The following is a 12,021-nucleotide window of genomic DNA, read 5'->3' on the forward strand; positions in this document are numbered from 1 at the left end:
CTACCGATTCCATGACGATGGCTTCCTCTGCCTCCACCCATCCCGCACGCTGGCAATTCTGGATCGACCGGGGGGGCACCTTTACCGACGTGGTGGGCAAGCGGCCCGATGGCACGCTGGTCACGCACAAGCTCCTGTCCGAAAACCCCGAGCAGTACAAGGACGCCGCTGTGGCCGGCATCCGCCACCTGCTGGGGCTCAAGCCCGGCGAGCCGGTGACGCCCGAGGCCGTGGAGTGTGTGAAGATGGGCACCACGGTGGCGACCAACGCGCTGCTGGAACGCAAGGGTGAGCCCACGCTGCTCATCACCACCAAGGGCTTTCGCGATGCGCTGCGCATCGCCTACCAGAACCGGCCGCGCCTGTTCGACCGCCACATCGTGCTGCCCGAGCTGCTGTACAGCCGCGTGATCGAGGCGCAGGAGCGCGTGGGTGCACACGGCGAGGTGATCGAGGCGCTGGACGAAGCCCACCTCAAGGAACGCCTGTGGGCCGCCTACGACGCGGGCCTGCGCAGTGCGGCTGTGGTCTTCATGCACGGCTACCGCTACACCGCGCACGAGGAGGCAGCGGCCCGCATCGCGCGCGAGGCCGGCTTCACCCAGGTCAGTGCATCGCATGCCACCAGCCCCATGATGAAGCTGGTGAGCCGTGGCGACACCACCGTGGTCGATGCCTACCTCTCGCCCATCCTGCGCCGCTATGTGGAGCAGGTGGCCGGCGAGATGCCCGGCGTGCCGCTGTACTTCATGCAGTCCTCGGGCGGGCTGACCGATGCCCACGCCTTCCAGGGCAAAGACGCCATCCTGTCGGGCCCGGCCGGCGGCATTGTGGGCATGGCGCGCACCGCGGGCCTGGCCGGGCACCAGCGCGTGATCGGCTTCGACATGGGCGGCACGTCGACCGACGTGAGCCACTACGCAGGCGAGTTCGAGCGCGAGTTCGAGACCCAGGTGGCCGGCGTGCGCATGCGCGCGCCCATGATGAGCATCCACACCGTGGCGGCAGGCGGGGGCTCCATCCTCGGCTTCGACGGTGCGCGCTTTCGCGTGGGGCCCGAGAGCGCGGGGGCCAACCCGGGCCCGGCCAGCTACCGCCGCGGCGGCCCGCTGGCCGTGACCGATGCGAACGTGATGGTGGGCAAGATCCAGCCTGCGCATTTTCCGCGCGTGTTCGGCCATGCGGCCAACGAGGCGCTGGATGGCGAGGCCGTGGCGCAGAAGTTCGCCGCACTGTCAGAGCAGACCGGCCGTGCGGGCGAGGACGTGGCGCACGGCTTCATCCAGATCGCCGTGCAGCAGATGGCCAATGCCATCAAGAAGATCTCGGTGGCGCGCGGCTACGACGTGACGCGCTACACCCTGCAGTGCTTTGGCGGCGCGGGTGGCCAGCATGCCTGCCTGGTGGCCGATGCCTTGGGCATGACGCGCGTCTTCGTGCACCCGCTGGCGGGCGTGCTCAGTGCCTACGGCATGGGCCTGGCCGACCAGAACGTGATCCGCGAGCAGGCGGTGGAACGCAAGCTCGCGCCCGAGGCTTTGGCCGAGATCGAGTCCGTGCTGGAGCGCCTGGCCACGGCAGCACGCGCCGAACTGGAGCAGCAGGCGGGCGATGGCACCGCCACGGTGCACCGGCGCGTGCATGTGCGCTACGAAGGCAGCGACTCGGCCCTGATCGTGCCGTTCGGCGACGTGGCGGCCATCACCGCCGGCTTCGAGTCCGCGTACCGCCAGCGCTTCGCCTTCCTGATGCAGGGCAAGGGCCTGGTGGTGGAGGCCGTCTCGGTCGAGGCCGTGGTCGCCGGCGATGCCGCGCTGGAGCCACGCCACGCGCTGCATCCCGCGCGCGAGGTGCCGCGCCGCAGCACCGTGCGCATGTACACCGGCGGTACCGATGGCGTGCCCGCCTGGCACGACGCGGCCCTGGTGGTGCGCGAGGACCTGCGCCCGGGCGACGTGATCCCCGGCCCGGCCATCATCGCCGAGAAGAATGCCACCACCATCGTCGAGCCCGGCTGGGAGGCGCAGCTCACCGAGCTCGACCACCTGCTGCTGGAGCGCCGCGTGGCGCGTGCCGTGCAGCACGCCGTGGGCACCACGGTGGACCCGGTGCTGCTCGAAGTGTTCAACAACCTGTTCATGAACATTGCCGAGCAGATGGGCCTGCAGCTGCAGAACACCGCCTATTCCGTGAACATCAAGGAACGCCTGGACTTCAGCTGCGCGCTGTTCGACGCCGAGGGCAACCTGATCGCCAACGCGCCGCACATGCCCGTGCACCTGGGCTCCATGGGTGAGAGCATCAAGACGGTGATCCGCGACAACGCCGGCCGCATGCAACCCGGCGATGTGTTCGTGCTCAACGACCCCTACCACGGCGGTACGCACCTGCCCGACATCACGGTGATCACGCCGGTCTACATCGGCGAGGAGGCCACGCCCACCTTCTACGTGGGCAGCCGCGGCCACCATGCGGATGTGGGCGGCATCACGCCCGGCTCCATGCCCCCGTTCTCCACGCGCATCGAGGAAGAGGGCGTGCAGATCAACAACGTGAAGCTGGTCGAGCGCGGTGTGCTGCGCGAGGCCGAGATGATTGCGTTGCTGGAGAGCGGCGAATACCCCTCGCGCAACCCGCAGCAGAACATGGCCGACCTGCGCGCGCAGATCGCTGCCAACGAAAAGGGCCAGCAGGAACTGCGCCGCATGGTGGGCGAGTTCGGCCTCGACGTGGTGCAGGCCTACATGCGCCACGTGCAGGACAACGCCGAAGAGTCGGTGCGCCGCGTGATCACGCGTCTCAAGGACGGCCAGTTCACCCTGCCGCTGGACAATGGCTCGCAGATCAGCGTGGCCGTGCGTGTGGATGCCAAGAACCGCAGCGCCGAGATCGACTTCACCGGCACCAGCGCGCAGCAGACGCACAACTTCAACGCGCCTACGGCGGTGTGCATGGCGGCGGTGCTTTACGTGTTCCGCACCCTGGTGCAGGACGACATCCCGCTCAATGCGGGCTGCCTGAAGCCGCTCAAGGTCATCATCCCGCAGGGCTCCATGCTCAACCCCAATCCGCCGGCCTCGGTGGTGGCGGGCAACGTGGAAACCTCGACCTGCATCACCAACGCCATCTACGGCGCACTGGGCCTGATGGCAGCGGGGCAGTGCACCATGAACAATTTCACCTTCGGCAGTGAGCGTTACCAGTACTACGAGACCATCTCGGGCGGCAGCGGCGCGGGCGGCGTGTGGGACGCCTCGGGCGCGCTGGTGGATGGCTTCGCCGGCACGAGCGTGGTGCAGTGCCACATGACCAACTCGCGCCTGACCGACCCTGAGGTGCTGGAGTTCCGCTTCCCCGTGCGGCTCGAAGGCTACGAGATCCGCAAGGGCTCGGGCGGGGCCGGGCGCTGGGCGGGGGGCGATGGCGGCGTGCGCCGCGTGCGCTTCTTGGAGCCCATGACGGCCAGTATCCTCTCCAATGGCCGCCACCATGGCGCTTTCGGCATGGCCGGGGGCTCGGCAGGGGCGGTGGGCATCAACAAGGTGGTGCGTGCGGATGGCCGCGTGGAGCAACTCGATCACATCGGCCAGGCGCAGATGCAGCCGGGCGATGTGTTCGAGATCCACACGCCCGGGGGCGGCGGCTTCGGCTCCATCGGCTGACGGTGAAGGCCCGCGCGCCGCGCGGGCCTGGCCGTATCAAAGATCCTTGCGCCCTTCGGGCGCGGGGCCGCTCAGGCTGGGCGGCACACCGGGCTGTCCCGCCTGGCGCGCGCGGAAAAGCGCCGCGCGCATGAGGAAGATCGAGGTCACGGGCACCGTGATCGCCACGAAGCCCGCGATCAGCAGGGCATGCAGCGCCAGGCTGCCATCGGCCACCGAGAAGTAGACCACCGTGGCGTGCATGATGCACCAGCAGCCCATGGTGGCGGCGATGGAGGGGGCGTGCAGGCGCTCGAAGAAGCTGCGCAGGCGCAGCAGGCCGAGCGAGCCCAGGAGTGCCATGCCCGCGCCCAGCAGCACCAGCAGGGCGACCACGATCTCCAGCCACAGGGGCAGGGCGGTGGTGGCGCCGTTCATTCGATCACCTCGCCGCGCAGCAGGAACTTGGCCATGGCCACCGAGCCCACGAAGCTGAACAGTGCGAGCAGCAGCGCCGCCTCGAAATAGTTCTTGCTGCCATACAGCAGGCCCAGCACCAGCATGAGCAGCATGCCGTTGAGGTACATGCAGTCCAATGCGAGCACGCGGTCCTGGGCCGAGGGGCCCTTGAGCAGGCGCGCCAGCGCGCAGCCCATGGCCAGCACCAGCATGAACAGGGCGGCGGGAAGCGCCCAGGAGAGGATGGGGGTCATGATTCGAATATCTCCATCAGGGGGCGCTCGTAGCGCCGCTTGATCTGCGCGACGATGGCCTCGGCATCGTCCACCTCCAGCACGTGCAGCATCAGCATGCTGCGGTCCACCGAGAGCTCAGCCCAGGCCGTGCCGGGTGCGATGCTCACGATGATGGCCAGCACCGCCAGGGCGTTGGCGTCGCGCAGCTCCAGCGGAATCTGCACGAAGCCCGAGGGGTGGCGCCTGCGGCCCGGGGCCAGCAGCAGGCGCGCCACCGCGATGTTGGACTGCACGGTGTCGGCCATCACCGTGAGGGCCAGGCGCAGCACTGCGCCCGGCGCACGGATGCGCACGGGCAGGGGGCGCAGGCCGGCCGTGAGCAGCGGTATGGCCAGCGCCAGCACGCCACCCAGCACGAAGTTGCCGGCGCTCAGCGAGCGGTTGAGCAGCAGCCACAGCACGAGCAGCGCCAGCGACAGCATGGGGGCGGGGAGGATGCGTTTCACCATCACTGCGGCCTTCCGTTGGCGCCCGGCGCGGTGCCGGGCGGATTGGGCACGGGCCTGGCCGACATCACGGCCTGCACATAGGTGCCGGGGGCGTGCAGCGCATCGGCCGTGGCCTGGGTGTAGCGCATCACCGCGCCGGCCTGCCAGGCCAGCAGCGCACAGCCCGTGAGCAGCAGGGCAATGGGCAGGCCTTCGAGCACCAGCAGCTTGGGTGCGGCGCGGTCGTGCGAAGCCCAGAAGTGGCGGATGCCGGCGCGCGTGAGCGCAATCAGCGCCAGGAGGCCCGTGCCCACCATCAGCGCGAGCAGTGCCCAGCCGCCCGAGCCCAGCACGAAGCCGCCCGAGGACCCCAGGCCCAGCGGGTTGAGCAGGGCGTGGATCATCGCGAACTTGCCCACGAAGCCCGGCAGCGGCGGCAGCCCGGCGATCACCAGCGTGCAGGCCAGGAAGGCCAGGCCGAGGAAGGCCACGGCCGCCGGGATGACCTGGCCGATCAGCACCTCTTCCTTCTCGTCCAGGTTCAGGCCCTGGGTGTGCACCAGGTCGGCGGCGAGGAAGGGCGCGTCGTCGGTCTGCTCGTGCGGCGCCAGGCTGGCGCCATCGTTGCGCCAGCGCTCGATCAGGTCGGTCAGCAGGAACATCGCGCTCACCGCCAGGGTGGAGCCCAGCAGGTAGTACAGCAGGCCGGCCGTGAGCAGGTTCTGCCCGAAGCCCAGGGCCGCGAGCAGCGTGCCCGAGGAGAGGATGGCCGCGTAGCCCGCCAGGTGCCCCAGGCGCTGCGAGCCCAGCATGCCCAGGGCGCCGAAGCACATGGTCACCAGACCGGCACCCACGATCCACTGGCTGCCGAACTGGGCCGAGTCGCCCGCACCGCTGCTGAACATCAAAGTCCACAGCCGGAGGATGCTGTAGACCCCCACCTTGGTCATGAGCGCGAACAGCGCACCCACCGGCGCTGTGGCCGCACTGTAGGCCGGCACCAGCCAGAAGTTGAGCGGCCAGACGGCGGCCTTGATGAGGAAGGCCACGGCGAGGATGCCCGCACCGGCGTGCAGCACGCCGCGGTCGGACGGGTCGATGCCCGCGATGCCGCGCGCCAGGTCGGCCATGTTCAGCGTGCCGGTGATGCCGTAGAGCATGGACACGCCGATCAGGAACAGCGAAGAGGCCGCGAGGTTGATGGCGATGTAGTGCAGCCCTGCGGCCACGCGGGGCCGCCCCGAGCCGTGCAGCAGCAGGCCGTAGGAGGCCGCCAGCATGATCTCGAAGAACACGAACAGGTTGAACAGGTCGGCCGTGAGGAAGGCGCCCGACAGGCCCATGAGCTGGAACTGGAACAGCGGATGGAAATGCACCCCCGCCTTGTGCCAGCGCGCGGCCGAGAACAGCACCGTGGCCAGCGCCACCGTGCTGGCCAGTACCAGCATCATGGCCGAGAGGCGGTCCAGTGCGAGCACGATGCCGAAAGGGGCGGGCCAGTTGCCGGGCAGGTAGACGCCCAGGCTGGTCTGCACGCCGGGCTGCTTGGCCTGAACCAGCAGCAGCACGGCGACCACCAGGCCGAGGAAGGTGGAGACCACGTTCATGGTCACCTTGGTGCGCTGGCGTTCTTCGCGCAGCAGCAGCATGAGCCCGGCCGTGAGCATGGGCAGCGCGATGGGTGCCAGGATCAGGTGGGGCATGAGCAGCGCCGTGACGCGCGCGGTGAAATCGCCCGTCATGGCAGCTCCTGGCCGTCCTGGCCCTTGGTGCCGTCCACATGGTCGGTGCCCGACATGCCGCGCGAGGCCAGCAGCACCACGAGGAACAGCGCCGTCATGGCGAAGCCGATCACGATGGCCGTGAGTGTGAGCGCTTGCGGCATGGGGTCGGCATAGTGCTGCAGGTCCTGTGGCAGGCCGTGTTGCAGCACGGGCTCCTTGTCGATGGCCAGGCCCAGCCGGCCCATGCTGAAGATGAACAGGTTGACGGCATACGACAGCAATGCCAGGCCCATGATGACCTGGAAGGTACGGGGGCGCAGCAGCAGCCACACGCCGGAGCCGGTGAGGACGCCGATGGCCAGGGCGAGTATCAGTTCCATCAGCGGACTCCTCCTGTGTGGGGGTGGATGGGGGTTGCCGCCAGCGCGGCCAGGGCGGCGGCCTGCTCCTCCTGCGCCTCCTCGGCGGCGCGGGCGTTGAAACGGTGGCTGCGCACCGATTGGTGGGCGATGGCCGTGAGGATCAGCAGGGTGGAGCCCACGACCAGCGTGAACACCCCGATGTCGAAGAACAGTGCACTGGCCACGTGCACGTCGCCCACCACCGGCAGGTGCAGGTGGGCCGTATGGCTGGTGAGGAAGGGGTAGCCCCAGAACAGGGCGCCCAGGCCCGTGGCCAGCGCGGTCAGCAGGCCGGTGCCGATCCAGCGGCGCGGGTACAGCGGCAGGTGGGCCTCCACCCACGAGGTACCCGAGACCATGTACTGCAGCACCAGGGCCACCGAGAACACCAGGCCTGCCACGAAGCCGCCACCGGGCTCGTTGTGCCCGCGCATGAAGAGGTAGACCGCCACCATGGTCGCAAAGGGCAGCAGCAGGCGCACCAGCACGGCGGGCACCATGAGGTAGCCCACAGCGGTGTCGGCCGTCTGGCGCGGATTGGCCAGGTCGGTGGCCACGTCGGCCGGTACGGCGCGCTGCTGGGGCGGCAGGTCCATCACCTCGCGCGCCGGGCGGAAGCGCCGCAGCAGCGCATACACCGTGAGCGCCACGATGCCCAGCACCACGATCTCGCCGAAGGTGTCGAAGCCGCGGAAGTCGACCAGCATCACATTGACCACGTTGGTGCCGCCGCCCTCGCTGAGCGCTCGCTCCAGGAAGAAGGTGGAGGTGCTCTCGGGGAAGGGCCGGCTCATCATGGCAAAGGACAGCAGCGCCATGCCGGTGCCCGCGAGCAGGGCCAGGGTCATGTCGCGGTAGCGGCGCAGCTGCGTGCGGCGCGCCTGCGACAGCGTGGGCACGCGCAGGCTCTCGTCGCGCCGAGGCAGCCAGCGCAGGCCCAGCAGGATGAGGATGGTGGTCACCACCTCCACCACGATCTGTGTGAGCGCAAGGTCGGGTGCCGAGAACCACAGGAAGGTCAGGCAGGTGCACAGCCCCGCGCCGCCCAGCAGGGTGAGCGCGGCCAGCCGGTGGTACTTGGCCTGCCAGGCAGCGGCCACGGCGCACATCGTGCCCAGCAGCCAGAGCAGCGCGAACGCGGGCGACAGCGGCAGCTGCTCGCGCGTGCCGCTGGGCAGTCCGCGCACCCACAGGGGCAGCGTGCCGGCCACCAAGGCCGCGACCACCAGCCACAGCATCTGCCACTGCAGCCGCCCGGTGCCCAGCAGGCGCCGGCCGTTGCGCCCGGCCAGCGACAGGCGTGCCAGGGTCCAGTCGAACAGGCGCTGGCCGCTGATGTGGTGCATGAGCGGCGGGGCATCGAGCGCGCCGCGCTCGCGCAGCCAGCGCAGCAGCAGGTACAGCGCCACGCCGCCGCCCAGGGCCACCAGGCTCATCACGAAGGGGGTGTTGAAGCCGTGCCATACCGCCAGGCTGTAGGTGGGCAGCTCGCCACCGACGACGGGCCGTGCGGCGGCCTGCAGCACCGCGCCCACGGACCAGGCCGGCAGCATGCCCACCACCAGGCAGGCCAGCACCAGCAACTCCACCGGCACGCGCATCCAGTGCGGGGGCTCGTGCGGCGTGTGCGGCAGGTCGGTGGCGGGCGGGCCGAAGAAGACGTCCGCGATGAAGCGCAGCGAGTAGGCCACGCTGAAGATGCCGGCCACCGTGGCAGCCACGGGCAGCAGCACTTCGAGCCAGGGCACGGTGTTCACGAACACCGTCTCGGCGAAGAACATTTCCTTGGACAGGAAGCCGTTGAGCAAGGGCACGCCGGCCATGGCGGCGCTGGCCACCATGGCCAGCGTGCCGGTGATGGGCATCATGCGCCACAGGCCCGAGAGGCGGCGGATGTCGCGCGTGCCGCTTTCATGGTCCACGATGCCGGCGGCCATGAACAGCGAGGCCTTGAAGGTCGCGTGGTTCATGATGTGGAACACCGCCGCCACGGCCGCCAGCGGGCTGTTCAGGCCCAGCAGCAAGGTGATGAGGCCCAGGTGCGAGATGGTGGAGTAGGCCAGCAGCCCCTTGAGGTCGTGCTGGAACATGGCTGCATAGCCGCCGACCAGCAGCGTGCACAGGCCCGCGCCACCCACCAGCCAGAACCATTGCTCCGTGCCCGCGAGGGCCGGCCACAGCCGCGCCAGCAAAAAGACGCCGGCCTTGACCATGGTGGCCGAGTGCAGGTAGGCCGACACCGGTGTGGGCGCGGCCATGGCATTGGGCAGCCAGAACTGGAAGGGGAACTGCGCGCTCTTGGTGAAGGCGCCCAGCAGCACCAGTACCAGCGCCGTGAGGTACAGCGGGTGGGCCTTGATCAGTGCACTGGCGGCGAGCACGTGGTCCAGGTCGTAGCTGCCCACGATGTGGCCCAGCACCAGCATGCCGGCCAGCATGCACAGCCCGCCCGTGCCCGTGACGGTGAGCGCCATGCGCGCGCCGCGCCGCGCGTCCTTGCGGTGGTGCCAGTAGCCGATGAGCAAAAAGGAGAACAGGCTGGTCAGCTCCCAGAACAGCGCGATCTGGATGATGTTGCCCGAGAGCACCACGCCCACCATGGCGCCCATGAAGGCCAGGAAGAACGAGAAGAAGCGCGGCACCGGGTCGGCCGCCGACATGTAGTAGCGCGCATACAGCACCACCAGCGAACCCACGCCCAGCACCAGCATGCAGAACATCCAGGCAAAGCCGTCCAGGCGCAGCACCAGGTTCAGGCCCAGTGCGGGCAGCCAGATGATTTCCTGGCGCAGCACTTCTCCCCCTGCGATCTGGGGAAAGTACAGCGCGGCCTGCACCGTGCAGAACAGGGCGATGAGCCCGGCCAGCGTGGATTCGGTGTTGCGTGCGTTGGTGGGCAGGACCGCCGCCAGGAGGCTGCCGATGAAGGGGAGGAGGATGAGGGTGATCAGGGGCATGCCCGAACGATTTTAGGGCGTGCTCCCAAAGTCCCTTTGCAGCGTCTGGAGAGCCGGTTGCAGCAAAGACCAGACCCGGCCATGAAAAAGCCCGCCGAAGCGGGCCGTTTGCCGTGCGCCGGTGCCCGCGGTGCGGGCTGGCCTCACTTCTTCGCGTCGCTGGCAGCGGCCTGCGGGGCCGCGGCAGCAGGCGCTGCGGCCTTGTCCTTCTTCTTGCTGGCGGGTTTGTCCTCGCCCTTGGCGGCCGTCTTGCTCGCCTTGGCCTCGGCTTCTTTCTTCTTCTTGTCGGCCTTGGCCTGGGCGGCGGCGCTGAAGCGCTTGCCATTGACGGTCAGGCCCTCGGCCGAGAACTTGGCGGCGGTCTTCTCGCCCACGCCGCCCACGCGGCCGATGAAGTCGTTCCAGTCCTTGAACTCGCTGTTCTTGCGTTCGTTGATGATCTTCTCGGACATGGCCGGGCCGATGCCCTTGATGCCGTCGAGCTCGGCCGCGCTGGCCTTGTTCACGTCGACGGCGGCAAACGCGGTGCCGGCGAACAGCAGGGCCGTGATGAGCAGGAACTTCTTGAAGATGGACATGGATGCAACTCCCTCGGTGTGTTGTTGGGTGCCAGCCATCATATCGGTCCTGCCCTGTGCGTGGGAGATCAGAGTTCCTCGACGCGGCGGGCAGGGTAGCTGTCCCAGGTCTGGCAGCCCGGGCATTGCCAGAAGTGCTGGCGCGCCTCGAAGCCGCAGGCCGCGCAGCGGTAGCGCGTGAGCGGCTTGACGGCATGCTCCAGCGCACGCTGCACCTGGGGGTGGAAGTCCTCGTGCTCGAGCTTCTCGCCGGCCAGCCACTTGGCGGCGGCCACCAGGGACTTTTCCTTGTCCAGGTGGTCCACATAGCGCTGGCGGGCGCCTTCGCCGGCACCCTGGGCCGTGTCGATGGCGACCAGGCTTTCCAGCACGTCCAGCGAGGGGCCGCCGTCGTAGTGTTCCTGCAGCAGGGCCTGGGCTTCCGCGCTGCGGCCCGTGGCGGCTGCGGCCTCGACCATCAGCGGCGCGGCCAGGGGCAGGGCGGCGGGGTTGTGTTCGCCCAGGGCTTTGAGCGTAGCCAGCGCGGCTGCGGGCTGGCCCATCAGGTGCTGCAGGCGTGCCATGTCGATGCGGGCACGCGCGGCCCCGGGGGCTGCGGCCACGGCCTGTTCCAGCAGCGCCAGGGCGCCGGCGTGGTCGGCCTGGCCGGCCAGGGCCGCTGCCTGTTCGCACAGGTAGTGCGCCTGGCGGGTGCTGAAATCGCCCTGGTCGGCCTCGTGCATCTTGCGCGCGATGGTGGTGGCATGGGGCCAGTCGCGCGAGCGTTCGTAGATGGCCAGCAGCGCCAGCCGGGCCTGCGCCTCGAAGGGCGTGCCCTCCAGGCGATTGAGTGCGTCCTCGGCGCGGTCGAGCAGGCCGGCCTTGAGGAAGTCGAGCGCCAGCGCGTGCTGGGCGCGCTCGCGGTCGGTGCGGCTGAGGTCGCCACGCGAGAGCAGGTGCTCGTGCACGCGCACGGCCCGGTCGTATTCGCCGCGGCGGCGAAACAGGTTGCCAAGGGCAAAGTGCAGCTCCGAGGTGTCGGGGTCGTTCTGCACGGCCTCGATGAAGGCATCGATGGCCTGGTCCTGCTGTTCGTTGAGCAGGAAGTTCAGGCCCTTGAAATAGGCCTTGGGCGCACGGCGGTTCTCGGCGCGCAACTGGCGAATGTCGAAGCGCGAGGCCAGCCAGCCGAGCACGAAGGCCAGTGGCAGGCCCAGCAGGATCCAGCTGAGGTCAAATTCCATGGATGGGAGGCATCTCGACAGGGGTTTCGGCCGCGGCGGTGGTGCTGGCCGGTTTGGCGGCGGGTGCGGCAGCCGCCTTTTGCTGCGCCAGCGCCTGGCGCGCCACGCTGCGGTGCTTCCACCAGCGGGGCACCATGCCCAGCACACCCACGATGAGGCCGGCAGAGAACGCCGTGAGCACGACCAGCACCAGCGGCGCGCGCCACTGCGTGCCGAAGAAGAAGTGCACGGTGGCGTCCTGCTGGTTGTTCAGCGCGAACGCGAAGAGGGTAAAAAAAATGGCTGCCTTGAGCAGCCACAGGAGGTATTTCATG

10 protein-coding genes are annotated in these 12,021 nt (G+C 69.2%); 1 reads left to right on the top strand and 9 read right to left on the bottom strand.

Annotation, left to right across the window (positions count from 1 at the left end):
• The first annotated feature begins 17 nt into the window (after positions 1–17).
• Positions 18–3,662 carry a hydantoinase B/oxoprolinase family protein gene (locus AC3WOH_RS15545; protein ID WP_492230258.1) on the top strand — a complete coding sequence of 1,215 codons (3,645 nt, stop codon included), beginning with the start codon at positions 18–20 and terminating at the stop codon, positions 3,660–3,662.
• A gap of 36 nt (positions 3,663–3,698) precedes the next feature.
• Here AC3WOH_RS15545 and mnhG read toward each other — a convergent pair whose 3' ends face one another.
• The 9 genes from mnhG to AC3WOH_RS15590 all read right to left on the bottom strand — a co-directional run bounded on the left by mnhG (position 3,699) and on the right by AC3WOH_RS15590 (position 12,020).
• Positions 3,699–4,079, bottom strand: a complete 381-nt coding sequence (mnhG, locus tag AC3WOH_RS15550; RefSeq protein WP_492230187.1) for a monovalent cation/H(+) antiporter subunit G — start codon at positions 4,077–4,079, stop codon at positions 3,699–3,701.
• Positions 4,076–4,354, bottom strand: coding sequence for a K+/H+ antiporter subunit F (locus AC3WOH_RS15555; protein WP_184862713.1), 279 nt, complete (start codon positions 4,352–4,354; stop codon positions 4,076–4,078). The genes mnhG and AC3WOH_RS15555 overlap by 4 nt, the downstream gene beginning before the upstream one ends.
• Complete coding sequence (locus tag AC3WOH_RS15560) at positions 4,351–4,845, bottom strand: Na+/H+ antiporter subunit E (protein ID WP_492230188.1); 495 nt, start codon at positions 4,843–4,845, stop codon at positions 4,351–4,353. The genes AC3WOH_RS15555 and AC3WOH_RS15560 overlap by 4 nt, the downstream gene beginning before the upstream one ends.
• On the bottom strand, positions 4,845–6,566 hold the full coding sequence (locus AC3WOH_RS15565) for a monovalent cation/H+ antiporter subunit D (protein WP_492230189.1): 1,722 nt from the start codon (positions 6,564–6,566) through the stop codon (positions 4,845–4,847). The genes AC3WOH_RS15560 and AC3WOH_RS15565 overlap by 1 nt, the downstream gene beginning before the upstream one ends.
• Positions 6,563–6,928, bottom strand: coding sequence for a Na+/H+ antiporter subunit C (locus AC3WOH_RS15570; RefSeq protein WP_492230190.1), 366 nt, complete (start codon positions 6,926–6,928; stop codon positions 6,563–6,565). The genes AC3WOH_RS15565 and AC3WOH_RS15570 overlap by 4 nt, the downstream gene beginning before the upstream one ends.
• On the bottom strand, positions 6,928–9,906 hold the full coding sequence (locus AC3WOH_RS15575) for a monovalent cation/H+ antiporter subunit A (RefSeq protein WP_492230191.1): 2,979 nt from the start codon (positions 9,904–9,906) through the stop codon (positions 6,928–6,930). Before AC3WOH_RS15575 ends, AC3WOH_RS15570 begins: the two co-directional genes overlap by 1 nt.
• Positions 9,907–10,049: 143 nt before the next feature.
• Positions 10,050–10,484, bottom strand: a complete 435-nt coding sequence (locus tag AC3WOH_RS15580; protein ID WP_492230192.1) for a ComEA family DNA-binding protein — start codon at positions 10,482–10,484, stop codon at positions 10,050–10,052.
• A 68-nt stretch (positions 10,485–10,552) separates the two neighbouring features.
• Positions 10,553–11,707 carry a lipopolysaccharide assembly protein LapB gene (gene lapB / locus AC3WOH_RS15585; protein ID WP_492230193.1) on the bottom strand — a complete coding sequence of 385 codons (1,155 nt, stop codon included), beginning with the start codon at positions 11,705–11,707 and terminating at the stop codon, positions 10,553–10,555.
• Positions 11,697–12,020, bottom strand: coding sequence for a LapA family protein (locus tag AC3WOH_RS15590; RefSeq protein WP_492230194.1), 324 nt, complete (start codon positions 12,018–12,020; stop codon positions 11,697–11,699). Before AC3WOH_RS15590 ends, lapB begins: the two co-directional genes overlap by 11 nt.
• Position 12,021: the final 1 nt, after the last annotated feature.

The sequence above is a fragment of the Acidovorax sp. FW305-C-20-28 genome (assembly GCF_058783375.1).

Bases quoted from the DNA above. Each gene is read 5' to 3' on its own strand.
- AC3WOH_RS15545 (WP_492230258.1), top strand. From the start codon at position 18: ATGGCTTCCTCTGCCTCCACCCATCCCGCACGCTGGCAATTCTGGATC.
- mnhG (WP_492230187.1), bottom strand. From the start codon at position 4,079: ATGAACGGCGCCACCACCGCCCTGCCCCTGTGGCTGGAGATCGTGGTC.
- AC3WOH_RS15555 (WP_184862713.1), bottom strand. From the start codon at position 4,354: ATGACCCCCATCCTCTCCTGGGCGCTTCCCGCCGCCCTGTTCATGCTG.
- AC3WOH_RS15560 (WP_492230188.1), bottom strand. From the start codon at position 4,845: ATGGTGAAACGCATCCTCCCCGCCCCCATGCTGTCGCTGGCGCTGCTC.
- AC3WOH_RS15565 (WP_492230189.1), bottom strand. From the start codon at position 6,566: ATGACGGGCGATTTCACCGCGCGCGTCACGGCGCTGCTCATGCCCCAC.
- AC3WOH_RS15570 (WP_492230190.1), bottom strand. From the start codon at position 6,928: ATGGAACTGATACTCGCCCTGGCCATCGGCGTCCTCACCGGCTCCGGC.
- AC3WOH_RS15575 (WP_492230191.1), bottom strand. From the start codon at position 9,906: ATGCCCCTGATCACCCTCATCCTCCTCCCCTTCATCGGCAGCCTCCTG.
- AC3WOH_RS15580 (WP_492230192.1), bottom strand. From the start codon at position 10,484: ATGTCCATCTTCAAGAAGTTCCTGCTCATCACGGCCCTGCTGTTCGCC.
- lapB (WP_492230193.1), bottom strand. From the start codon at position 11,707: ATGGAATTTGACCTCAGCTGGATCCTGCTGGGCCTGCCACTGGCCTTC.
- AC3WOH_RS15590 (WP_492230194.1), bottom strand. From the start codon at position 12,020: ATGAAATACCTCCTGTGGCTGCTCAAGGCAGCCATTTTTTTTACCCTC.